This is a genomic window from Hylemonella gracilis ATCC 19624, from assembly GCF_000211835.1.
Classification (GTDB): domain Bacteria; phylum Pseudomonadota; class Gammaproteobacteria; order Burkholderiales; family Burkholderiaceae_C; genus Hylemonella; species Hylemonella gracilis.
In genome coordinates, this window is sequence record NZ_AEGR01000077.1 from 1 (window position 1) to 22,724 (window position 22,724).

The 22,724-nt window shown below is 64.7% G+C and carries 17 protein-coding genes; 1 reads left to right on the plus strand and 16 read right to left on the minus strand.

The window, feature by feature from the left end; translation table 11 throughout:
• Positions 1-309: 309 nt before the first annotated feature.
• The 13 genes from HGR_RS12035 to HGR_RS12095 all read right to left on the minus strand — a co-directional run bounded on the left by HGR_RS12035 (position 310) and on the right by HGR_RS12095 (position 16,101).
• On the minus strand, positions 310-1,983 hold the full coding sequence (locus HGR_RS12035; protein ID WP_006298537.1) for a methyl-accepting chemotaxis protein: 1,674 nt from the start codon (positions 1,981-1,983) through the stop codon (positions 310-312).
• Between the two features lie 4 nt (positions 1,984-1,987).
• Positions 1,988-2,968, minus strand: a complete 981-nt coding sequence (locus HGR_RS12040) for a Bug family tripartite tricarboxylate transporter substrate binding protein (protein ID WP_006298538.1) — start codon at positions 2,966-2,968, stop codon at positions 1,988-1,990.
• An 81-nt stretch (positions 2,969-3,049) separates the two neighbouring features.
• Positions 3,050-4,966 carry a PD40 domain-containing protein gene (locus tag HGR_RS12045; protein WP_006298539.1) on the minus strand — a complete coding sequence of 639 codons (1,917 nt, stop codon included), beginning with the start codon at positions 4,964-4,966 and terminating at the stop codon, positions 3,050-3,052.
• 44 nt (positions 4,967-5,010) lie between these two features.
• A complete protein-coding gene (locus tag HGR_RS12050) occupies positions 5,011-6,180 on the minus strand; it encodes a lactonase family protein (protein ID WP_006298540.1) in 1,170 nt (389 codons plus the stop codon).
• A gap of 152 nt (positions 6,181-6,332) precedes the next feature.
• The gene (locus HGR_RS12055) at positions 6,333-7,295 is read right to left on the minus strand and encodes a helix-turn-helix domain-containing protein (protein WP_138922509.1); all 963 of its coding nucleotides are present in this window, start codon (positions 7,293-7,295) and stop codon (positions 6,333-6,335) included.
• A gap of 113 nt (positions 7,296-7,408) precedes the next feature.
• The gene (locus HGR_RS12060; protein ID WP_006298542.1) at positions 7,409-8,305 is read right to left on the minus strand and encodes a substrate-binding domain-containing protein; all 897 of its coding nucleotides are present in this window, start codon (positions 8,303-8,305) and stop codon (positions 7,409-7,411) included.
• Positions 8,306-8,333: 28 nt separating this feature from the next.
• On the minus strand, positions 8,334-9,881 hold the full coding sequence (locus HGR_RS12065) for an acetolactate synthase large subunit (RefSeq protein WP_006298543.1): 1,548 nt from the start codon (positions 9,879-9,881) through the stop codon (positions 8,334-8,336).
• 19 nt (positions 9,882-9,900) lie between these two features.
• On the minus strand, positions 9,901-10,761 hold the full coding sequence (locus HGR_RS12070) for an HpcH/HpaI aldolase family protein (RefSeq protein WP_006298544.1): 861 nt from the start codon (positions 10,759-10,761) through the stop codon (positions 9,901-9,903).
• 57 nt (positions 10,762-10,818) lie between these two features.
• Positions 10,819-11,817, minus strand: coding sequence for a DODA-type extradiol aromatic ring-opening family dioxygenase (locus tag HGR_RS12075; protein WP_006298545.1), 999 nt, complete (start codon positions 11,815-11,817; stop codon positions 10,819-10,821).
• A 20-nt stretch (positions 11,818-11,837) separates the two neighbouring features.
• Positions 11,838-13,079, minus strand: coding sequence for an MFS transporter (locus HGR_RS12080; protein WP_006298546.1), 1,242 nt, complete (start codon positions 13,077-13,079; stop codon positions 11,838-11,840).
• A gap of 127 nt (positions 13,080-13,206) precedes the next feature.
• A complete protein-coding gene (locus HGR_RS12085; protein WP_039853417.1) occupies positions 13,207-14,052 on the minus strand; it encodes an amidohydrolase family protein in 846 nt (281 codons plus the stop codon).
• Between the two features lie 8 nt (positions 14,053-14,060).
• On the minus strand, positions 14,061-15,086 hold the full coding sequence (locus tag HGR_RS12090; RefSeq protein WP_006298548.1) for an amidohydrolase family protein: 1,026 nt from the start codon (positions 15,084-15,086) through the stop codon (positions 14,061-14,063).
• A gap of 40 nt (positions 15,087-15,126) precedes the next feature.
• Positions 15,127-16,101 carry an ABC transporter substrate-binding protein gene (locus tag HGR_RS12095; RefSeq protein ID WP_006298549.1) on the minus strand — a complete coding sequence of 325 codons (975 nt, stop codon included), beginning with the start codon at positions 16,099-16,101 and terminating at the stop codon, positions 15,127-15,129.
• A 196-nt stretch (positions 16,102-16,297) separates the two neighbouring features.
• Here HGR_RS12095 and HGR_RS12100 point away from each other — a divergent pair, with 196 nt between their 5' ends.
• Entirely contained in the window at positions 16,298-17,593 is a 1,296-nt protein-coding gene (locus tag HGR_RS12100; RefSeq protein WP_006298550.1) for an MFS transporter, read from the plus strand.
• Positions 17,594-17,602: 9 nt separating this feature from the next.
• On the opposite strand, the gene HGR_RS12105 is transcribed toward HGR_RS12100, so the two are convergent.
• The 3 genes from HGR_RS12105 to HGR_RS12115 form a co-directional block, all read right to left on the minus strand.
• Positions 17,603-20,074: an efflux RND transporter permease subunit gene (locus HGR_RS12105; RefSeq protein WP_006298552.1), complete on the minus strand. Its 2,472-nt coding sequence runs from the start codon at positions 20,072-20,074 to the stop codon at positions 17,603-17,605.
• The gene (locus tag HGR_RS12110; protein ID WP_138922510.1) at positions 20,071-21,096 is read right to left on the minus strand and encodes a beta propeller repeat protein; all 1,026 of its coding nucleotides are present in this window, start codon (positions 21,094-21,096) and stop codon (positions 20,071-20,073) included. Before HGR_RS12110 ends, HGR_RS12105 begins: the two co-directional genes overlap by 4 nt.
• 251 nt (positions 21,097-21,347) lie before the next feature.
• Positions 21,348-22,718 carry a DUF1329 domain-containing protein gene (locus HGR_RS12115; RefSeq protein WP_006298554.1) on the minus strand — a complete coding sequence of 457 codons (1,371 nt, stop codon included), beginning with the start codon at positions 22,716-22,718 and terminating at the stop codon, positions 21,348-21,350.
• Between the last annotated feature and the right edge of the window lie 6 nt (positions 22,719-22,724).

The following is a 22,724-nucleotide window of genomic DNA, read 5'->3' on the forward strand; positions in this document are numbered from 1 at the left end:
TTTTGCTTCCGGCGATTTTGGCCCCGCGCCAGAATCCGCTGACCGGCATCGCATGCGCTGCGTCAGACACAAACTCCACGCATTTCAATAACTTAGGCGTTGATGCTCTTCCTGAGCAGACTTGAAGCTATTCCGCACAAGGGCTTCAAAACGGCACTTTTTCGGCACGGTTATGGTTCAAAGCGGAACGGAATTGCTTCCGCATGGCAGCCCCCCGATTGTCCGCCGGACAGGCCACACTGGGCGCAAGGTTCATATTCAACGCCCACATTGGAGTGGGACCTAAGCAATCACTGGATATCGCAAACCCTAAACTAACAAGTGCTGAGAAGGTCCAGCCAATTGGAATGCCGAGACCAATCGAGTCAAACGCTGCGCCTGCGCTTGCAAGGACTCCGCAGCCGCGGCGCTTTGCTCCACCAGCGCGGCGTTCTGCTGGGTGGCCCGGTCGATCTCATTCATGGCGCGCGCGACCCCATCAACGCCCGTGCTTTGCGATTCCGCGGCTCGCCGAATTTCGTCGATGGCCTTGGTGACCTCGCGCACCTGAGCAACGATGCCATCCATGTTGCGCCCAGCGTCACTCACCAACGCGCGACCGATTTCCACGCTGGCGATGGAGGACTGGATCAATTGCCTGATGTCCTTGGCCGCGACATCCGAACGTTGGGCCAGTCCGCGTACCTCGCCAGCCACCACGGCGAACCCACGGCCTTGCTCACCGGCCCGGGCCGCCTCGACGGCGGCATTGAGCGCCAGGATGTTGGTCTGGAAAGCGATGCCCTCGATCACACCAATGATGTCCGCGATGCGATGCGACTGCGCGGTAATGTCCTGCATGCTGAGCACGGCCCGCTCGGCCACTGAACCACCCTGCTCCGCCGCACCCGCGGCGCCACTCGCGAGTTCGTTCGCGCTGCGCGCGGCCTCGGACGACTGACGAACCGCGCCAGAAATCTGCTCCATGGTGCCGACCGTCTGCTGCAACTGGCTGGCAGCGTGTTCGGTGCGACGGGAGAGATCGTGGTTGCCCGAAGCAACTTCGGCCGAGGCGTCCTGGATCGCGTGCGCGGCATCCCGCACCTCGCCCACCAAGGCACCGAGGCTATCTTGCATGCGGGCCAATGCGTCCAGCAGCGCGCCCATCTCGTCGCGCCCGCCGCGCGAAATTTTTAGCGAGAGATCGCCCCTCGCCACTCGCTCCGCGACCTGGACCGCGTCACGGATCGGCCGTGTGACGCCCATGGCGATGACCCAAGCGGCAACGGCGCCGCCCAGGATGGCGACGAGGGAAGCCGCGACCTGCGCCGCGCGGGCGAGATAAGCGGCGTTCGAAGCATGGTCCTGCCGCTCGCGACCCGCCGCCGCGGTCGCCTCGACGATGGGCTCGACCGCCTTCACCCACTGGTCGAAGCGGGCACGGACCGTACCCGCCAAGTGGTCGACCGAGGCCATGTCGATTTCAAAGCCGCCAGGCTCCCGCGCCGCGGCTGCGGTGCTAATGCGCCGTGCAATGCTTTGCTGGAGTTCGACCAAGGCGATCTCGGACGCGGCCAGTGCCTGCATCCCCTGCGCCAAGCCGCGGACATCATGCCCATCGCGCGTCAGCGCCAACAGCTCGTTCCTCGCTTGCTGGTAGGTCTTGCGCGACTGCTCGATCAGCCCTTGGTAGTACTCAAGGTCATCGCGCTGGGTCGAGAGCACCAACAGCAAGGCGTTGAGGTAGATGTCGTCGATGCTCTTGCGCATCACGCCCGCGCGCATGGCGATCTCGGCGTGAGCATGGACTGCGGACGCCATATTTCGCTCCATGGAACCCATCTGCAAAACGGCATAGACCGTGGTCCCAGCGAACAGCGTGAGCACGAGACCGAAACCAAGAGCAAGCCGCATGCCGATGGTGAAGCGGCCATCACCGGGCCACAACGCCGCGAACCGCCGGACAGCCGCGCGAAACAGGGACGGGTAGGTCAACGATGGCATGGTGTCATTGACGGGGGATACCCGCCTTGTCGATCACCGCGCGCCACTTCACGATGTCGGCTTGCATGCGCTGCGCCATCTGCGCCGGCGTGCTGGCCTGGGCGGTATAGCCCAGAGTGAGCAGCTCGGCTTGAACGTCGGGCGACTCGACGGCCATGCGGATCTCACGCGCCAGCCGAGCCACCACGGCGGGCGGTGTCCCGGCCGGCACGGTGATGCCATTCCACGAGGACGCTTCATACCCGGGTAGGCTGCTTTCCGCCAGCGTGGGGACCTCGGGCAGGCCAGGAAAGCGCCGAGGGGCCGTGACGGCGAGGGCATGGATGCCCTGGCCCTTGATCTGACCCAGCACCGGGGGCAGCATCTCCATGGCCACTTGGACGTCCTTGCCATGCAAGGCGTTGAGCAGGTCGCCACTGGCCTTGTAAGGCACGATCAAGGCATCGATGCCCGCCATGGACTTGAAAAGCTCAGCCGCCAGGTTTTGAGTGCTGCCCACCCGTGCGCTGCCGATGGTGAGCTTGCCCGGATTAGCCTTGGCGTAGGCGATCACTTCGGCCACGTTCTTCAGACCTGACTGCTCGCCAGTGATGAGCACCAAGTCGAAGGAAGCGAGCGTGGAGACATGGATGAAATCGCCCATCAGATCGTAGGGCAGCTTGCCGAAGAGGGCCGAGGTCAGGGCCGTTCCGCTGCCAGCCATCAGCAGCGTGTGACCGTCGGGCCGCGCGTTCTTCACCAGTGACACCGCAGCCACCGGCACCGGGCGGTTCTCGATCACGACGGCCTGGCCCAGGCTCGCGCTCATCTTTCGGGCGACCAGTCGGGCCACGGTGTCGCCAGCGCCGCCCGGCGCGAAGGCCACGACCAATTGGATGGGTTTGCTGGGGTAGGTCTGCGTCTGAGCCAGCGCCGGCACCGCCGTGGCGGCGATCACCCAGGACAAGGCCACGGCGCAGCGCCGCAGGAACGATCTTGCGTACATGTACGTCTCCGCTTGTGATGCGGAGTTGAGGCGCGTTGCGCGCCACGCTCCGCTGGCTTTTTTCCCCGACGTTCCGTGGGTTCAGCGCGCGCCCGGAGGCACGTACTGCGGTGTCGAGTCTTCCCAAATGCTGTCGGTGATTTGGCGCTTGTTGCGGCCGTCTGCATCCATCACGAAGAGCTGCCCGTAGGGCTGGAAGGTCTGGTCGTAATGGCAGGCCTCGTCGCGGTACCCAGCCATGCCGCTGTTGTAGAGAATCTGCTTGCCGTCGGGCGTCCAGACCGGGTGACCATCGCTGGCGGGGTGGGATGTCAAGCGCTGCAGGTCGCTGCCATCCGGCCGCACCGTGTACAGGTCGAAGTTGGACCAGATGCTGTTGGGATTCCTCACGCCACGGTTGAACAGGATGCGGCTTCCGTCAGGGGACCAGATCGGCATGTTGTCGTAGCCCGCGGTGATGCGTCGGATCTGACGCGTCTCCAGGTTCAGCACCGCGAGCCCCCCCAGTGAGGCGCTCTTTGGGTCTTCGTTGGCGATGCGAAAGACCACTTCCTTGCCGTCTGCGGAATAGCTGGGGAAGCCGGCGTTGAAGATGCTGTCGTCGGTCAGTTGCTCCAGGCCGCTGCCGTCGCGGCGCACGCGCATGAGCTTGGCGCGGCCGCGGCCGCGCTGGGTGAACCATTCGCCGACACCGAACACGATCCACTCGCCATCGGGCGACCAGACGGGGAAGAAGGCGCCGGCCAAGCCGCGCTTGACCAGCACCGGATCAAGGCCGCTCTGCCGGCTCACGTCATAGACGCGCCGGCGCGCGCTGCCATCGGGCCGCATGATGTCGACCGACGAATCCTCGCCCTTGGCGGTGAGCACCATCGTGCCGTCCTTGGCGAAGGCCGGCCAGACGTCGGTGTAGCGGTACGGGCGGCCGGCATCCCAGCTGTACAGGGCCTGGTTCTGCGTCCAGCCTCGCCAGGTGAACTTCTCGTACACCACGCGTCGGCCGTCGGTCGACCACGCAGGGGTGCGCAGGCCCTCGAGTTTGACCACGGGCCTGCCGGGGACCGTGGAGTAGAGACCCTCCGCTGGCCCGCCCTTGCGGCGATAGACGATCTCGTCATTGCCGATGTACTGCGGGCTGATCTTGAAGCCTGGACCCTCGGTGTGAACGGTGCGCGCGCCGCTGTCCACGTCCACCGAGACAATCTGCGAGTCGATCTTGAGCAACAAATCGGGACGCAACACCCAGTAGGTGTACTCGGCCAAGGTCTCGTAGAAAACGATGCGCTTGCCGTCGCCCGACCACCTGGGTGACCCCAGGCAATGGTCCTTGCGGCTGGCCACGCGTCGCAAGCCCGTGCCATCGACGCGGATGACGTAGATGCTCAACTCCTGGGTATGCTCCCAGCCCGCGCCGTCATGGTGGCCCTTCCATTCAGTGTTCCGGTCGGAGGAGAACGCCAGCCATTGGCCGTCCGGTGACCAGCTCGGGCGAAAGAAACCGCTGGGGCTGTTTTGCAGGTCGTCCGCCTGCACGCCCTTGATTCCCGTGAGATTCCTGAGCTTGCGGGTCTGAAGGTCGAGCACCCAGATGTTGGCGAGAAAACCGTCACGCGTGCTCACAAACGCAACCTTGCTGCCATCGGGTGAGAACACGGCGGCATCGTCCACGGCGGGCGAATCGGTCAGACGTTCGACTTGCGTGCCATCCGCGCGCGCGCGGTAAAGGTTGGAATTGCCCAAACCGTCGCGCTCGGACGTGAAGACGATCCATTGCCCGTCGGAGGAGAAGCTGGCGTTGTAGTCCAGCGTGCCACTGTCGATCAGCAAGCGTTCATTGCTGCCATCGGCATTGGCGATGTAGAGGCGCGACGCCGACGGTCCGATGCGATTGAGGAGCAAGGGCGACTGCGTCGCTGGTGCGGCCAAGGTCGCGAGGGGTTGTGATGCCAGCGCGAAAGCGGTCGCGCCACCCAGGAATTTTCTACGGTCCACGGTCATGATTCTCCAGAAAAAGTCGATGGCCCATCCATCAGTGCGTGGCGTCAGCGCGTGAAGGCGATGCTGATCGGTCCAGGCGATTCCAGCATGCGGCCAGTATCCGTCAGCAGACCCGTCGCGACATCGATGCGAAACAGGTTGATGCGATTGCTTCGCTGGTTGGCAACCAGCATCCACTGTCCCGACATGTCGATGTCAAACGCCCATGGAGCGGCTCCGCCGCTGGGCAAGCGCTGCAACAGTCTCAGTTCCCCCGTCTCGGGATCCACCACGAAAACCACCACGGTATGTTCACCACGATCCGTGACGTACAAGTACCGTCCGTCCTTGCTCAGCGCCATCTCGGAGGCGCTCTTCACGCCCTGAAAGTCATCGCTTGAGATTGGCTGCGAGCGCAGGGGCGTCAGGCGCCCTTGCGCGGCATCCCAGCGCAAGGTCAGCACATCCGCGCTCAGCTCGTTGAGCACATAGACAAAACGCCCGTCGTGACCAAAGACGCAACGGCGCGGTCCACTGCCCGCGGCGACGGCCAAGGAGCGCGGTGGCACGGCGTCGTCTGGCCGCAAGGCATGGGTCACGCGATCGAAACCATAGACGAAGACGCGGTCAGCGCCCATGTCGGATACCAGGGCAAAGCGGCCGCTGGGATCGATCAGCGCGCCATGCGCATGGGGGCTGGCCTGCCTCCGATGCGGTCCTGAACCTGTCGCCTTGATCGTCGAAACCCGCACCCCTAAACTGCCGTCGCGAAGGATGGGAATGCTCGACACCGAGCCTGCGCCAAAGTTGGCGACCAGCAGCGTCCCAGATGCCGCGTCCAGCCACAAGTGAGTGGAACCGGCCCCGCCCGAGGGGACTTCGTTGATGAATGTCAGTGAGCCGCTCAGCCGGTCCAGCGCATAGGCACGCACGCTGCCTTCCTGCCCATCGCCATCGATGGCCGCGTACACCAAGGGCAAGGACGGATGCTGCACGAGCCAGCGCGGTTTGCTCACATCCACCACCGTTGCGCCCATCGTCAACATGGTCGACGACGCATCAAAATGCAGGACGCGTAGCCCCCGGCCATCGGTGCCCACGTACACCTGCTGCGTGCGCTCCATCAAACCGCTGGCCAGCCCTTCGCCATGCAGGTCCAGCAGCACCAAGCTTGTGAGGACCAGTTGAAGTACGCGCGTGGCCGTGCCACGGCACCGCGGTGACGCCTTGCCCATTCGTTTGTCTCCAGAGATTCTTATAGGGCCGAACGGCATTACCTGCTTACCTGCTGCCTGGCCTGCTTGAAGCATACGGGCGGGACGCCGTCAGCGTCCCTATACGAAAGACAGATTCACTGGCACTTTTTTCGCCCACGCGCGGCGGGCGGTCACGGGCTGGTCTTCAGTTGCTGCTTCGCCGCGCTGCGGAACTGGCCAGGTGATTGCCCGATTTCCTTACGGAAGAAGCGCGTGAAGTAGGCGGCGTCCATGAACCCGAGACCATAGGCGATCTGCTCGATCGGCATGTTGCCGAAGATGAGATCGCGCTTGGCTTCGGTGATGATGCGCGCGTGGATCATCTTGGTTGGGCTCAGTCCCGTCGCGGCGACGCAGGCCGCGCGCAACTGGGCTTGCGAGACCGCCATCATCGAGGCATAGTCCTCCAGCCTCAAGTTCTCGCGGTAGTGCCGGTGAATGAGTTCGCGGAAGCGGTCGGCCAGGCGGATGGCGTTACGCGTGGCTCCCTCCCTGTCGATCTGATCCAGGCGGATGCCTCGCACGAGCGTGAGCAACAGGGTCGTCAACAATGATTCCGTGCCCACGACATGCCCCAGTGCCTTGGAGCGGACCTCACGCTCCAACCTTCGGATGAGGTCGTAGAAGTCCTCCGACACTTCGGAGTCATAACCCAGGCCAATGACTCGAGGTTCCGCCCAGAGCTGGATGAATTCCGGCAATTTCGCGTTGATCTGGCGCAGGTAGGTTTCCTCGATCGTGACGACCCAGCGGTCGACATCCACCTCGTAGTCGAGGCCATGCACGCACTCGTTGGGCAACAGCAGGGCACAGGGCGCGTCGAAGGGCACGCTGCAGCCCTCCAGGTTCATCAGGCCCCGGCCATTGCGCACGAAGATCACTTGCCCATAGGTGGGATGCGCGTGGGGCGATGTCTTGCGCCGCCCGCCCTCGGTGACATGACCGACGTTGACGAGCCAGGACTCCTCTTTCTTCTCGGGCTTCTCCACATACAGACGCACCTTGGGCACCGGCATCAACATCGGCGGTGGGGGCATCGTCGATGACCGAGACGAGGCGAGGTTCTGGGGTCGTGACATCAAGAGGTGTTTCATGCGATGAACCATGTCCAAGAATGAGTATCCAAATGCTTGATCACACCGCTCGCGGAATCAAGTAGGCTTTCCCTAGGACAGATATCGCGCTGCCGCGCCGCTTTGAAACCCGATCAACCTAGGCTGCCCGTCACGTCGTCGAAGAGTTCGTCCACCTGGAGGCGGCGCGGAATGATCTTCTGGTCCAGCGCCCAGTCGATGGCCAGCTGCAGGCCTTTGCGGTTGGCCTCCAGCCCCAGGGGCGGGAACACGACCGGGGCGCCACCTTCGGTGAGGGCGCGGCTCTGCGCCACCATGCGGTAGATCTCACGCACCACCTGCGGATGTTTCCTCGAAACATCCTGATGCACCACGAACATGTGGTTGATGGGGACCACGCCCTCGCGAGCGAACCAAGCCTTGGCCGCGTCTTTGGCATTGGGCACCAGAGTGCGTGCGCGCTCGTCCTTGGGCATGTCCTCGCCCAACAAGGCAGCGGTGAGTTCGCCCTTCATCATCATGTCTGGTATGGACGATCCGGCTGGCAAGCGCACGCAGTTGGGTGGGTCCTGGTATTCGGCCAGATGGCCATCGATCAGGGTCATCCAGGTCACCTTGTCCAGGTCCACGCCGTACTCGTGGCGCAGGATGCCGCGGATCCACAGTCCCGTGGTCTGCGCATAACTGCGCACGCCCACACGCTTGCCTTCGATGTCCTTGGGATTCAGGCGGCCAAAGTCGATGTTGAAGCCGGCGCAGTGGTGCTGGAAGCGGCCTGAAATCGGCGCTGGCAGCAACACATAGGGCTTGCCATAGGCCTTGGCCTGAAGGTAGGTCACGATGGCCAACTCTCCAGCGTCGAATTTGTTCTCGCGCACCATGGACTTGAACCCATTGTGCGCGGGTGAGGGACCGCAGTAGTCCAAGGTCACGAGGTCGGATTTCACGCGCCCGTCCTTCATGGCCAGTGTCACGGGGTAGTCGGCCAGGTTGGTGCGCAAGGTCAGTGCTGATGGACTGGTGCTCGTCATGGTTTTGTCTCTTGGAGAAGGGGATGTTTCAGAGCCTGACCTCGATCAGGCAGGGGCCGGCGCCACGGCAGGAATTCACCATCGCCTGGTGAAAACCCTCGGCGGTCTCCACCGCCACGGCCGCGACGCCCATGCTCTTGGCCATGGCCAACCAGTCGATGCGAGGCCGGTCGATGTCGATCATCGAAAGTGCCCGCTCCCCTGGCGTGCCCGCGCCCATGTTGGCGTACTCGGCCTTCAGGATGGCGTAGCTGTTGTTGGCGAAGATGATGGTGGTGACGTTGAGCCCTTCACGGGCCTGGGTCCACAGCGACTGGATGGTGTACATGGCGCTGCCGTCGCCGACCATGCAGAGGACGCGCCGGTCCGGGCAGGCCAAGGCCGCGCCGGTGGCGACGGGCGTGGCGTAACCGATGGATCCGCCCATGTTGTTGATCAGATCATGCGGCAACGCACCGAGGGTCAGGCCCATGGATTCACGTCCGGTGGTGAGCGACTCGTCCACCACGATGCAGCCCTCGGGGATGGCCGCGGCCAGGGCGTGAGCCACCGTGGTGGGGTTGAGCGCGCCGCTGGGCACGGGCGTTTCGATGCGTGGCTGCAGGCGGGCCGCCACGCTGCGTGCGCCCAGGGCCTCCAGCAGCATGTCGAAAGCAAGTTCACTGTCTTCATCCGCCTCCACCAGGGAATGCACCAGCGTGCCCTCGTGCTTGAGCAAGCTGGGCTTGTCCGGATAGGCAAAGAAGGCCACGGGCTCTCGGGTTTCCACCGTGATGAGGTGGCGGATGCCCTTGAGGAAGGCCTGGGCCTGGGGCACGGCGTAGGGAATGCGCTCGATGGGCACCCGCCCCGCCCCGCGCTCGATGCGAGCCGTGAAAAACTGCGAACCGAGCCGGGCACCGCTGGCGGCCGCCACCTGGCCGGCCTTGAGCAAGGCCTGACCACGCGTGGCCTTGTTGCCCAGGATGATCAAGGCGGGCTCACCGGACTGAAGCACACGGGCCACATGCTGGATGCGCTCGGTCGCAGGCGCCTTGCGCCGGGCCGCCACGGCACGTGGCAGCTGCGGCGCGCCAGCGTCCTGCCAGGAGGTGTCACCAGGCAGGATCAGGGTCGCGATCTGGCCCGGGTGCTCTCGGGCCTTGGCCACGGCTTGCGCCGTGTCCCAGGCGATGGCGCCAGCCGATTCGGCACGTCGCACCCAATGACTCAGCGGACGGGCCAAACCTTCGATGTCCGAAGTCAGCGGCGGGTCATGCCGGAGGTGCGCGCTGGAGTGCTCGCCCACGATATTGACCATGCCCGAGGATGCGCGCTTGGCGTTGTGAATGTTGGCCAGGCCATTGGCCAGGCCCGGCCCCAGGTGCAGCAGGGTGGAGGCAGGCTCGTCGCGCATGCGGTACCAGCCGTCGGCCGCGCCCGTGGCCACGCCCTCGAACAGGCACAGCACGCTGCGCATGCCCGGGTTGTTGCCCAAAGCCGCGAGGAAGTGCATCTCCGAGGTGCCCGGGTTCGCGAAGCAAATGTCCACGCCCTGGTCAACCAGGGTCGCGACGAGGCTTTCGGCGCCGTTCATGGTGTCACGCGCTCCGCGATCAGTAGCTGCTGGCGGCCTGCTGGGCCAGGCCCACGACGCCGTAGGTGCGTTGCGGCGCAGCGATCAGGAAGCGATACCCCTCTTCCAGGACACGCTTGTGGTTCTTCGCGCTGACGTGGGGATGGCTGACCACGACCTTGTGTTTCTTGCAGGTCTCAACGATCTTGCGCATGGCATCAACCACGTCAGGATGTTCGTAGTTGCGCGGACAACCCAGTTCCTGACTGAGATCCCCCTCGCCGATCATGATGAAGCCGATGCCGGGCACATTCTTCAAGATGTCATCGAGGTTCTCGACCGCCTGGGTGCTCTCGCACATCAGGCCCACCAGGATCTCGCCCCGAGGCGCCAGCGGCCAGACGTCGGCCTTGGCGTAGTAGTCCTGCATGCTCAGGCCCCAGTAGCGCGATGCCGTCGCGGGGCCGTCGCCGCGCAGGCCCTTGGGCTCGTAGAGCGGCGCGCTCTTGGGCCGGGCATAACGGCAGGACGCCACCGCGTTGTAGGCCTGCTCCACCGTGGCCACGTGCGGCCAAATCACGCCATAGGCCCCACGGTCAAGCACTTGCTTGGCGAAGGACTGGTTCATCTCGACGCCGTTGGCCGGGATGCGCGCGATCGGTGTCACCTTCGCCGCCAGACCGCCTTCGGCGATCTGCTTGCGGCTGAGCAGGTACTGCAGCGTGTCGCCCAGCGCCGAAACGTCGTAAGGGTTGTGCTCCATCTCGAAGATCAGACCGTCGTAAGGTGAGTCGCTCATCTCGATGGCGGTCTGCTTGTCGAGCTTGGCGAACGCGGCGAAGGCGGGGCGGTCTGACTCGAAGGCGCGAATGATGCTGTTGAGGCGGATGTCGGTGCTCATGAAAGTCCTTGAAGAAAAAAAGGATGGGTGGCACTCCCAGAGGAGTACCTGGGTATCTCAGTTGACGGCGTCCCAGTACATGAAGCCCATGCCCTCGCCGGTGCCTGCGGGCGTGCGCCAGCAGGGCACGTAATCGACCAAGGTCATCCGCGCACCCGTGTGTTGCAGGGCCATCATCACGGTCGAATAGATCTTGATTTCCGAGGTGCCCGACTGGAACCAGCCGTCAGGAATGGCCGACAGCCCCGCGTAGTCGTAGCTTGCGAGCTTCTGGAGGATGTCCTGGTCAAACTGCTCGTCGTTGACGAAGTGAGACAAGCCGCCCGAGGCGATGATGGCGACGCGCACGTCATCGGGCCATGCCAGGATCGCGTCGCGGAGCACGCGGCCGAATTCGATGCAACGCGCCATGGAGGGCTGCGTAGGCGGGTAGAACAGATTCATCAGCACCGGCACATGCGGCGGCGGCTGGTCTCCCATGATCTGGTGGTAGACGAAGCTGTAGGCGTGAGGCACGACAGGGTAGTCAGCCTTGCGCTTCATCTGCTTTTCCATCCAGACGTTCTCGGGCCACTCGAACAAATCAGTCAAATCAAAGCCCTGCGCCTGGAACTTCCGTATCAAGTACGTTGCCAGCGTGGGGTGACAGGCATGGACCACGTGATGGTCAGGCGCATAGACAGGACGCTGTGGCGGGCCGTTGTGCACCTCCGCGCCGCTGTAGATCGCGATGGATGGCGAGTGGTGAACGAAGATTTCTTGCTGATCCTTGCCCAGGATGATGGCCACGTCGATCTTGGCTCGTCGGTAAGCCGCGGCCATCTCGTCAAGCGCGGCACGGCATCGCTTGGCGCGGGCGGTACGCTCCTCCAACGTCAGGAATTTCTCGAACACGGTGCCACGGTGAGCCTCCAGCTCGGGATAGCTCCAGCTGCGCCCCCGGAACCAGAGCTCCGGGTTGTTGCGGTCGCGCTCACCGTTCTTGAGCCAGTCCTCGGGCGCCTGCCCGAGCATGCCGCTGTGCGGCACGGCCATGCCGAAAACGATCTTTGCCATCTTTGGATGTCCTTGTTCTCTTATTCGACGTTCACCTTGGGCGACCACTTGGGACGCAGCAGGATGGCGGTGTTGAGCGCACCGACCAGGAGAAAAACAAAGATGACTTTCATCGGCAAGTCATAGCTGCCACTGACATGCAGCAACCAACCCGAAAGGCTGGCCGACACGCCTCCCGCCAGACTGGTGGCGACTTGTTGTACGCCGACGGCCAAGCCGATCACGGGCTTGGGGATCAGCGTCAGCTTGCACAGGGCCAGGTTGTTGGCGGTGGCCAGTCCGAGCAGCGTGAGGGACAGCACGTTCCAGAACAGCGCTGCCTCCAAGGTCGGGGCATAGGCTCCGAGCAGCACGGTGCTGCCGCCAACGAAGCCGGCGATGACGAAGGCCTTGCGCACGAACACCGCGTCGCGACCGCGCTCGATCAGACGGTCTGCGGCCCAGCCAGCGACGGTGGCCACCAGCGCGATCCCAATGAAGCTGAAGAAGGTATACAGGCCCGAGTTCTTCAGCGTGAGACCGCGCTGCTCAACCAGGTAGGCTGGCATCCACGTCATGCAATAGAAGACGAAGTAGCCGTAGCAGAAGTTGTTGATCATCGCGCCCCAAATCACCGGGCTTTTGAGGATGCTCGCCAACGACACGGAGGAAGCCTGCTTCTTCGCCACCACGAGCTGCTCCTTCGAGGGCAGATCGTTCTTCACCATCAGCATCCAGGGCATCAGCCACAACAGGCCCGCCAGACCCGTGGCGACGAACATGAACTGCCAGGACTGGTGAACGATCAGCCATGCGGCCAAGGGCGCGCCAATGGCCGGCCCCAGCTTGCCGCCCATCGCGAAGATGCCCGCCGCGAACCCCTTGTGGTGCTCGGGCACGTTGTTGCCGATCCAGCGGTAGCTGGCTGGAATCACCACGGCCTCGGCGGCACCGATGATCAAGCGCATGAGGATCAACGCGGCCAGCGCCGTGACCGCGCCCGTGATCGCCGTCGCCGCGCACCAGAGCGCGAAACAGATGGTGTAGGGACGCTTGACTCCGTAACGGTCAACCACCCAGCCCATCGGCAGCTGCATCAGGCCGTAAGCCCAGAAGAAGGCCGAATTGAGCCAGCCGCGGTCCACGTTGGTCAAGGCGAAAGCCTCGACGAAGCGGCTGTCCGCCAGCGCGGATGACAGGCTGGTGCGATCGACGAACGAAATGAGCATGCCCAGCGTCAGGAGCGCGAGCACTCCCCAGACGCGTGCTGGCGTCGCGGCCATGGGCGGCCGCGACCGTGTCTTGTTTGTTGTCTCCATCGTGTCCTCTTTGTTCTAGGTGTTGCGGCAGGCCATCACCACCGCTCAAAGCCGGGCGTCGGGGCCGAGCCCTTCGCGCCACCGTCCCGGTTCAAGCCAGGTCGGGGTAAAGCCGCTGGGCTGTCTTGCCAAAAATCCACGCGCGGTCTTCCGCGCTCAAACAGGCCAGACCGTCCTGCGCAGTGGCGAGAATCTCGGACAGCAAGCCAGGTGACGTTGGGAAGTTGGAGCCCCAGGCCATGCGCTGAGCACCAAAGACCTGGACCACGCGCGGGAAGAAAGTCTCGGCACTGGCCTTGTCTTTTTTCACGTCGCCAAAAATGCGTGGCGTGAGCTTCATGAAAAGGTTGGGCAGATCGGCCAGGTCGAAGAGACTCCGGGCGTTCTTGTAGGGCGGGCCGTCGAGCACGTCGGGGCGCCCCAGGTGATCCAGGATGATGTTCACCTTGGGGAATTTCTCGGCCAGCATGCGCACCTGGGGCAGGCCGATGGGGCCGGTCTGAATGCACATGGGCAGCCCCAGCTCGGCACACACCTCCCAGGCCTTGAAAGACTTGGGGTTGTCCAGCTCGCTGGGGTCGAAGTCCTTGGTGGAGCCACCGGTGAAGATGCGCAGGCCCGCGAGGCCCTTGCCGGCCCAGCCCTTGATCACGGCGGGCACGTCGTCGGCCAGCATGTCGACGGAGCCGACGGCGACCAGGCGGTGCTTGTACTGGTTGCAGCCGTCGACCACGTAGCTGTTGTCAAAGCCATAGGTGGTGGACGAGTGCACGACGGCGGCCTTGGCCACGCCCGCCTTGTCCATGGCGGCGATCAGGGCCTCCACCGTGCTGGGGCGCTCTTGCGACCAGTCGGATCGCTTGCCGAACAGCGGCGCGGGCGGGTAGCGCTTCTCGTCGTCCGAGATGATGTGGGGGTGGATGTCGATGATGTTCATGTTTTCGCTCACAGTCCGCGGGACTTCAGCAGCTTGTCCAGGCGCGGGTACACGCGACGGGCGTTGCCTTCGAAGATGGCGTGTCTGTCTTCAGGTGTGAGCGCCTCGCACTGGTCGACGTAGCGCTTGGTGTCGTCGAAGTAGTGGTTGGTGAAGGGGTCTCGGCCACGCACGGCGCCGATCATTTCGGAGCCAAACAGCACGTTCTTCACGGGGATCACCTTGGTCAGCAGCTCCACGCCGGGCTGGTGGTAGACACAGGTATCGAAGAAGATGTTGTCCAGAAGGCCCTCCAGTGGGCGCTTGGCGATCTCCAGTGACATGCCGCGGTAGCGCCCCCAGTGGTAGGGGACCGCGCCCCCGCCATGCGGGATCACCAGGCGCAGGGTCGGGAAGTCCTTGAAGACTTCACCTTGCAACAGCTGCATGAAGACCGAGGTGTCGGCATTCAGGTAGTGCGCGCCGGTGCCATGGTGGCAAACATTGCAGGAGGCCGCCACATGGATCATCGCGGGCACATCCAGCTCGCACAGGGCCTCGTAGACCGGGTACCAGCTCTTGTCCGTCATGGGCAGGCCGGTCCAGTGGCCGCCGCTGGGGTCGGGATTCAGGTTGACGCCGACGAAACCCATCTCGTTGACGATGCGGCGCAACTCGGGCACCAAGTTCTTCGGTGGCGCCAGCGGTGACTGCGGCAGCATGCCCACCGGAACGAAGTTGTCCGGGTATAGGTCGCAGACCCGTCGCACCAGGTCATTGGAGATGGTGGCCCACTCCAGGCTGGTGCGTTCATTGCCCAGGTGATGGCTCATCAGACCGGCGATGGGCGAGAACAGCGTGAGGTCACTGCCGCGCTCCTGCTGCAGCTTGAGCTGCCCCTGGCCGACACCCTCGCGAATTTGATCGTCGGTCACGTGAGCACCGGACAGTGGAGGGGCCTTGGCAGGCTCGCTGGCGGCGGCGACCTGCGCGGCGCGCCATTCACGGAAGGAAGTGGGTACGGTCGTGAAGTGACCGTGGCAATCGATGATCATGGGAAGGTCCGGAAAAGCAACGGAGGGAAGACGCGCCGAATCAGCGCGCCTTGACATCGACGAAGAGTTCGTTGACCGGCATCAGGCGAGGCGTCAATCCCTGCTTGAAGGCCGTGTCACGAAGGGCTTCGATGGTCTTGAGGTTTTCCCGCAAGCCGTAGGGCAGCGGGTCATGCCCGACGATCTTGCGCAGCTCCAGGTACTTCTTGTCGGTGGCGCTGGTCGCCTGACCCGCGTCCAGCCGAGCCAGCCACTCTTTCTTGGCCTGGTCGAAGGCCTTGAACAGAGAGTCCGCCACCCAGGGGTGCTCGGCCAGCACCGAATCCTTGACGACGATGGTGCCGTGCATGGGGTAGACGCCGGTGCGGGCGTAGTACTCTGCCTCCAGCTGAGCGGCGTTCGGGAACAGATCCGGGTAATCGGCCTCCACTTCCTTCCAGCCACCCGTGGGCGCCCCCGTGCGACCGATGCCAGCCGCGGCCGCGAAGCCACCCACCAATTCACCCCTGGCCACCATGTCGGCCAGGGAAGTACCCGCAGGCGCATGCACGACATTGGGCGGTAACTTGAGCTGAGTCACGTGCTCTTCGTCATCAACAACCCAAGTGACCTTGTCGTTGTCCAGACCGAACTCGTCGATCAGCACCTGGCGCGTCCAGACACCCGTGGTCACCGAGTAGGCACGCACGCCGACCTTCTTGCCTTCGAGGTCCTTGGGCGTCTTGATGCCGGCATCGGGACGCACCAGCAACCCAGCGTGGTGGAAACGGCGCACGACGAAGATGGGCAGCGCCACGAAGGGAGCGCCATGGGCACGGGCGATGATGTAGGTGGTGGGAGCCAGCTCGCAGACATCGAACTCGACATCCCGCACCATGCGGCGAAAGGCACCGATTTGCGGCTGGACGGTGATGAACTCCGCATCCACCCCCTCGATGGGAATGGCGCCACTGCGGATGGCGGACGTGTGCGGATGCTCGGCGATGGCGAGCTTGAGATGAACCTTGCCTGACAACGTATGTCTCCTTGCTTGCCCCACCCTCACCCCTCGATGCGATGGCGATGCGGTAGGACTTTTGTTTATTCGACGCTGTTGATGGTAGGCAGCGCCACAAGCGGCGCCCATCTAAAAAACAGAGATTCGCTTGCACTTTCCTTCAAATCCGGAGCCCGTCGGTCGTCGCGCGCGCAGCGGGCTATAGACTCGCCGCATGTCTTTGATCACCACCACTTCACAGAACCCCGCGCGGCTGCGCGGTCAGCGTGACTACCTGCGGCTGCTGGGCGCGCGCGTGACCGGCGGCGGCGCCAACCAGATGCTGATGGTGGCCCTGGGCTGGCAGATGTATGACCTGACCGGCAGCGCCTGGGACCTTGGCCTGGTCGGCTTGGCACAGTTCCTGCCGGCGCTGCTGCTGACCCTGCCAGCCGGCCACTGGGTCGACCAGCACGACAGACGCCTCCTGCTGGCGGGCAGCCTGGGCTTGCAGTGCGCGGTCGCGCTGTGCCTGGCTCTGGCCAGCGTGCAAGACTGGATCTCCCCCCACCTGATCGTGATGCTGTCCATCCTGCTCGGCGCCGCGCGAGCGCTGCAGATGCCCTCGCAACAGGCGCTGTTGCCCACACTCGTGCCGCCAGCGCTGCTGCCGCGCGCGGTGGCTGCGTCCAGCGCCTCCTTGCAGGCCGCCGTTATCGTCAGCCCCGCCCTGGGCGGAGGGCTCTACGCCATGGGTCCATGGCTGTCGCGCCTGTTCGATTCAGCGAAAACGGCGGCAACCATGAACGGTGCGCGCTGGGGCGCCACACTGGTCTACGCGCTGTCCCTGGTCTTGCTGGTGGCGGCGATCTGCTGCGTGCTGACCATCCACCGACGTCAGCCGCAGGGTCGTCGCGTCGCGCCGGGATTGACCGAGCTGACGGCGGGCATCCGCTTCCTCTGGCGGCACCCGATGATGCTGGGCGCGATTTCCCTCGACTTGTTCGCCATGCTGCTGGGCGGAGCGACCGCCTTGCTACCCATCTTCGCGCGGGACATCTTGCACACCGGTCCGGAAGGACTGGGTCTGCTGCGTTCGGCCCCAGGCGTGGGAGCCGTCATCGTGGGCCTGGCCCTCGCGCGCGTGCCCATCACCCGCCACGCGGGCGCCAAGCTGCTGGGCGCTGTCGCTGTGTTCGGTTTCGCCATCATCGTCTTCGCGCTGACCTCCTCGTTCTGGCCCGCCTTCCTGGCCTTGGCTGTCAGCGGAGCGGCGGACATGTTCAGCGTCGTGATCCGGCAATCATTGGTGCAGTTGGAGACACCCGACGAGATGCGCGGCCGCGTCGGCGCGGTGAACTCCGTGTTCATCGGCGCCAGCAATCAGCTCGGGGAGTTCAGGGCCGGAGCCACGGCGGCCTTGGTCGGACCAGTGGCGTCGGTGCTGCTGGGGGGCATCGGAACCTTGGCCGTGGTCGCGCTCTGGTGGCGGGCATTTCCAGCCCTGGCGCGCAGGGACCGGCTGATGTGAGAACCCGTCTTAGACCACCCCCTGGGCCGTGCGCAGTTTTCCTGATTCAGAAGGTCGCGCGCTGGCATCGCCCGAATGCCCGTGTGAGGCTCCGTCCGCGTCTTGGGCTGCCGCCAATGGCTTCAACAGGAAATGCGCGAGCGCCGGCAGCAGCACGAGTGCGCCGACCATGTTCACGAGAAACATGAAGGCCAACAACACACCCATGTCGGCCTGGAACTTGATGGGAGAAAGCGCCCAAGTCGCCACCCCTATCGCCAGCGTGATGCCGGTCAGCATCACCACGCGGCCGGTGAACAACAGCGACTGAAAGTAAGCCGCGCGCAGGGTCAGTCCCGCGCGCAGCTGGGTCAGCATGATGCTCAGCACATAGAGTGCGTAGTCCACGCCTATGCCCACACCCAGGGCCACCACGGGCAGGGTCGCCACCTTCAGACCGATACCGAGCCGCACCATCAATGCCTCGGCCAGCACGGAGGTGATGACCAGCGGGATGATCGCGCAGGCGACCGCGCGCCAGGAGCGGAAGGTCACGTAGGCCAGCAACACCACGGCCGTGTAGACCCACGTCAGCATCTGATGGTTGGCTTTTTCCACCACGGCGTTGGTGGCCGCCTCGAAGCCAGCATTGCCCGCGGCGAGCAGGAAACGGGCGTCCTCGCTGTCGTTGCGGCGCGCGTAGTCCTCGACGGCGGCGGTCACGCGCTTGAGCGTTTCGGCCTTGTGATCGGTCAGATAAACCTGCAGTTGCAGCAGGGAGAACCCCGGGTCCACCAGTTGCCTGGGCGCGCGCGAGCCCGCCGTGTTGAGTGCGCCCTGGTTGGGGCTCAATTCGTACCAGCGTGGGTTGCCTTCGTTCATGGCCACCGAGGACAGGCGCGCCAACGAGGCCAGTGACTGGGTACTCTCCACGCCGGGCAGCTGGCGCAGCTCCCACTCCAGTTCATCGACGCGCTCCAGCGCGGCATGCGCCATCGCGCCTTGGGCCGGGGTGCGCACCATCACGGTCAGCACGTCGCTGCTGGTGGCGTAGTGCGAGGTCAGGTAGGTGTTGTCGCGGTTGTAGCGCGCGTCGGCGCGCAACTCGGGCGCGCCAGCATCAAGGTCGCCGATCTGCAGCCCTTGCGCCAGATGCAATCCCACCGCCGCGAGCACGGCGGCGGCCGCGATGGCGGTCAACGCCCAGCGGCGCTCGGTGAAGCGACACAACAGATTCCATAGCCAGGCGCCAGAGCGGGCATCGCCGTGCTCGGCCCGGACAGCGCGACGCGCGGCCGCGGCGCTGACCCCGGTGTAGCTCAGGAGCACGGGCAGCAGAATCAGGTTGGTGAACACCAGGATCGCCACGCCCAGGCTGGCCGTGATCGCCAGTTGGCGGATGGCCTGGATGTCGATCAGCAACAGCACCGCGAATCCGACCGCGTCGCAGGCCAGGGCCGTGAAACCCGCGGTGAAGAGCCGCCGGAACGTGTAGCGCGCAGCGGCCTGTCGGTGCATGCCGCGGCCGATGTCCTGCATGATGCCGTTCATCTTCTGCGCGCCATGGCTCATGCCGATGGCGAACACGAGAAAGGGAACGAGCACGGCGTAAGGGTCCAAGGCAAAGCCAAGCAGGGGCAGGAGGCCCAGCTGCCAGACCACCGCCACCAGTGAGCACGACATCACCAGGAGCGTGCTGCGCAGGCAGCGCGTGTACCAAAGGACCACCGTGGTGGCGATCGCGGCGGCCAGGCCGAAAAACACCAGCACCTGACCCAGGCCCTCGATCAGGTCGCCAGCCACCTTGGCGAAGCCAGTGATGCGCACGGCGTGCGCGCCATCGCCGTGCTTGGCACGCAAGGCCTCCAAGCGCAGGGAGAGCAGCGCGTAGTCGAGCGCTTCGCCGGTGTCGGGGTCGTGCTCGGCCAGAGGCACGATCAGGGCACTGGAGCGAAAGTCACGCGACACCAACTGCCCCACCTCGCCCGAACGCTCGATGTTCAGGCGCACCTTCGCCAGCGACGTGGACGAACCATCAAACCCGTCGGGAATCACGGTGCCGCCCTCGAAGCCGCTTTCGGTCACCGCGGTCCAGCGGGTCGACGGCGTCCATAGCGACTTCATCTGCCCGCGCACCACGCCGGGCAAGACGAAAAGCTCGTCATTCAGGCTGCGCAGGCGCGCCAGGTAATCGGCGTCGAGGATGGAGCCCCCGTCAGTGCGCTCCAGAACGATGCGCAGGCTGTTGGCCTGCGAGACAATCTTCTTGCGCTCGGCCTGGTAGTTCTGCAACCAGGGATGCAATAGCGGCAACATGCCCTCGAAACTGGCATTGGGTACCACGCGGGTGGCCTGCCACCCCAGTACCAGGGTCAGCAGCAGGCAGACCAGCATCACCACGGCACGGTGGTTGAACACCAGGCGCTCGAGGCGGTTGCCAGAGCGCGTGTCGAATTGAGAATCCGGAGCGACATCATTCATGGGGTGGGGATCCGTGCTCATGCGCCGGACTTTTCATTCATCGAAGCGGCGCCGCCGCTCGCAAGGGCAGCGCGAAGTTCATCGGGAGGCAAACGCAGCAGGCCACGCACGCCGACCAGCAGCAGCGCGCCGTCCTGCGCCTGGGCCACGCCGGTGTAGGGGAAACGCTGCCGCAGTCCCAGCGGACGGAAGTGTTCGCCGCCATCACGACTGAGCAGCACCTGCCCTGCCGCGCCGGCGAGCAGCACGCGCCCATCGCGCAGCTGCGTGCCGGCCATGAGGGCGGCGTCCACGTGCGTCTGAATCAAGTTCCAGGGCCGCTTGCTTGACACACCGCGCCAGATGCGACCGCGCAAGCCCAGCAGCAGCACGGGCCCCTCGCGCAAGGACACGGCGCCAAACAGGCTTCCCGCGTCGGGTGATGCCATGGACGTGAAGGCGGCGTCGCCGCCGGTTGAACGCAGCAGCAAGCCCTGCTCGCCATAGAGCAAGCTTTCGCCGCCGCGCTCGGCGACGCCGTAGTAAGTCAACCCATCGGGATTGGGTAAGCGATGCATCTGCGACTGCCAGCTCTTGCCGCCATCCTTGCTGGCGTAGGCCAGACCATAGGCCCCCACCACCAGCAGGCTGCCATCCTCGCGCCACGCGACACCGAGCAGGGGCTTGTCTGAGCCCTCCTCGACCAGGCGCTGGGCTTCCTCGATCAACATTCCGGCGGGGCCGCCTGAATCCGTCCTGCCTCCACTGGCTTGCAGCGCGCGCGCCGCTTGCAGCGCCAGTTGAGCCCCGGCCTCGCCATCGAGGCTCTTGCGCCAACTGGCACCGCCGTCCTCGGTGAGCAGCACGACGCCCATGTTGCCGACCGCCCAGCCGACTCGCGCATCGGCGAAGCACAGCGCCGTGAGAGTCACGCTGACAGGTACCCGTGCCTGGACCCAACTCTTGCCGTCGTCGTCCGAATGAACGATGAGCCCGCGCTCGCCGGCCGCCACCAAGCGCCGCCCCTCGCCAGCGCGCACGATGGCTTGCAGGTTCGCTTGCATGGGCCGGGCAACGCTCAGCGCAGGGCGCGTCAAGGCCCGCGCCTTCCGAGGCGCCGCCAAGATTGCCGCTGGCGAGGTCGCGGCGAGAGCGCCCAGCAGCGCCGCGCGCCTGGTCATTCCAACTGCATTCATGATCAAGATCCGATATCTGGGTCTGGCACCCGGTCGCACACGCTTTCCCACAGGCCGCGCGCCCGCGGATCGATGGATCCCGCGGGCGCGGATGGGACGGGCATGCCGGGAAAACGTGGTCAGCGCACCCCGCCGCTGGACAGCGCCGCGGGCGTGAAGCCGTTCATTTGCTTGTCGTCATAGGACCGATAGCTCACGGCACCAGTCTCGTTGACCGCGCCGGCATAGACCCACCCACCCGCGATCAGGTCGAACCAGGCATAGCTCAGCGTCGTGGCGAGTGGCTGATCACCCGCCACCAGCGTGAAGGCCTGCCCTGTCTTCCACAACTTGCCTTGCGGGTCCCAGCTGTCCGCGAGCACGGCTTGCCAGGTGTCCTCGTCCAGGTAGAGGCGGCGCTTGGCGGCGGTGTTCCGCTTGCCCTCGCGCAGGGTGGCTTCGACCACCCAGACGCGGTGCAACTCCCAGCGCAAGGCCTCGGGGTTGAGCGCGTTCTTGCCGAGGACGTCCTTGATCGGTCTCGTCATCAGCCCGTTGTTGTTGTAGGGCACGTAGAGCTCGCGCTTGCCCAGCAGCTTCATCTGATAACGGTCTTGAGCGCCGATGTACAAATTGACGTCGTCGAAGTTCGCCAGACCGGCGGCTGAACCATCGGGTGTGTCGTAGGCGATGGAGGGCGACTTGCGCACACGGCGCTGTCCCGGCAGGTACTGCCAACCGTCCTTGGGCTTGGTGTAATTGTCGACGTAGTCGATGGTCATCAAAGCTTGGCCGGCGTTGGCTGGCGGCTCGGTGATGTTGATGCGCGCGCGCGCCCACTCGCCATCGAATTTCTCCGCCTGCCCGCCCAGGTTGTAGTAGGGGTAGATCAGGGCCGTCTTCTGGCGGCTGGTCAGCATCTGGTCACCACCCGCCGTGATCACATACTTGTCAGCGGTGAAGCTGGTGATCTGACCACGGTAACTCAGCATGTGGTTCCAGATCGCTTCGTGACCGTTCTTGGGCACCGGGAAGGGAATGCCGCCAAACGCACCGACAACCGTTAGACCATCGTTGGTCAGCCGGGCTCGCCCCGCGTTCTTCAGCACATGGTCGTAGATGGCCTGTGGAAAAACGGCGCTGCGCCGAGTCGGATAGACATCCAGCCGGAGGCCCGGCACCTTGGACAGCAGGGCCTGCGTGCCCTCGCTCAATTGCGCGGCATGCGCGGCCATATTGGCCGCGGTGATGGTCAGACGCGGTTTGTCAGCCGCATAGGGGTCGCTGCGCTTGCCCGTGCCACTCACCGTGACAAGGGGGGCCTTGCCATCCCAGGCGGGAATGGTTCCGTCCTGATTGCCAGCGCGCTCCGCGCCATACGGCGTGAGCGTTCCGGACTTGAGCGCGGCGGCGTCCTCCGGCGCGGCGTTGGCCGCGCCCGCGGACAGCAGCGCGCCGCACAGGAAAGCCAAGGACAGCACGCGCCAATGGAGCGGGAAGAAGATTTGCATGATGGG

What these genes read in the sequence shown, in the direction of transcription:
- HGR_RS12035 (WP_006298537.1), bottom strand. Translation starts at nt 1,983, where the DNA reads ATGCCATCGTTGACCTACCCGTCCCTGTTTCGCGCGGCTGTCCGGCGG.
- HGR_RS12040 (WP_006298538.1), bottom strand. Translation starts at nt 2,968, where the DNA reads ATGTACGCAAGATCGTTCCTGCGGCGCTGCGCCGTGGCCTTGTCCTGG.
- HGR_RS12045 (WP_006298539.1), bottom strand. Translation starts at nt 4,966, where the DNA reads ATGACCGTGGACCGTAGAAAATTCCTGGGTGGCGCGACCGCTTTCGCG.
- HGR_RS12050 (WP_006298540.1), bottom strand. Translation starts at nt 6,180, where the DNA reads ATGGGCAAGGCGTCACCGCGGTGCCGTGGCACGGCCACGCGCGTACTT.
- HGR_RS12055 (WP_138922509.1), bottom strand. Translation starts at nt 7,295, where the DNA reads ATGAAACACCTCTTGATGTCACGACCCCAGAACCTCGCCTCGTCTCGG.
- HGR_RS12060 (WP_006298542.1), bottom strand. Translation starts at nt 8,305, where the DNA reads ATGACGAGCACCAGTCCATCAGCACTGACCTTGCGCACCAACCTGGCC.
- HGR_RS12065 (WP_006298543.1), bottom strand. Translation starts at nt 9,881, where the DNA reads ATGAACGGCGCCGAAAGCCTCGTCGCGACCCTGGTTGACCAGGGCGTG.
- HGR_RS12070 (WP_006298544.1), bottom strand. Translation starts at nt 10,761, where the DNA reads ATGAGCACCGACATCCGCCTCAACAGCATCATTCGCGCCTTCGAGTCA.
- HGR_RS12075 (WP_006298545.1), bottom strand. Translation starts at nt 11,817, where the DNA reads ATGGCAAAGATCGTTTTCGGCATGGCCGTGCCGCACAGCGGCATGCTC.
- HGR_RS12080 (WP_006298546.1), bottom strand. Translation starts at nt 13,079, where the DNA reads ATGGCCGCGACGCCAGCACGCGTCTGGGGAGTGCTCGCGCTCCTGACG.
- HGR_RS12085 (WP_039853417.1), bottom strand. Translation starts at nt 14,052, where the DNA reads ATGAACATCATCGACATCCACCCCCACATCATCTCGGACGACGAGAAG.
- HGR_RS12090 (WP_006298548.1), bottom strand. Translation starts at nt 15,086, where the DNA reads ATGATCATCGATTGCCACGGTCACTTCACGACCGTACCCACTTCCTTC.
- HGR_RS12100 (WP_006298550.1), top strand. Translation starts at nt 16,298, where the DNA reads ATGTCTTTGATCACCACCACTTCACAGAACCCCGCGCGGCTGCGCGGT.
- HGR_RS12105 (WP_006298552.1), bottom strand. Translation starts at nt 20,074, where the DNA reads ATGAGCACGGATCCCCACCCCATGAATGATGTCGCTCCGGATTCTCAA.
- HGR_RS12110 (WP_138922510.1), bottom strand. Translation starts at nt 21,096, where the DNA reads ATGCAAGCGAACCTGCAAGCCATCGTGCGCGCTGGCGAGGGGCGGCGC.
- HGR_RS12115 (WP_006298554.1), bottom strand. Translation starts at nt 22,718, where the DNA reads ATGCAAATCTTCTTCCCGCTCCATTGGCGCGTGCTGTCCTTGGCTTTC.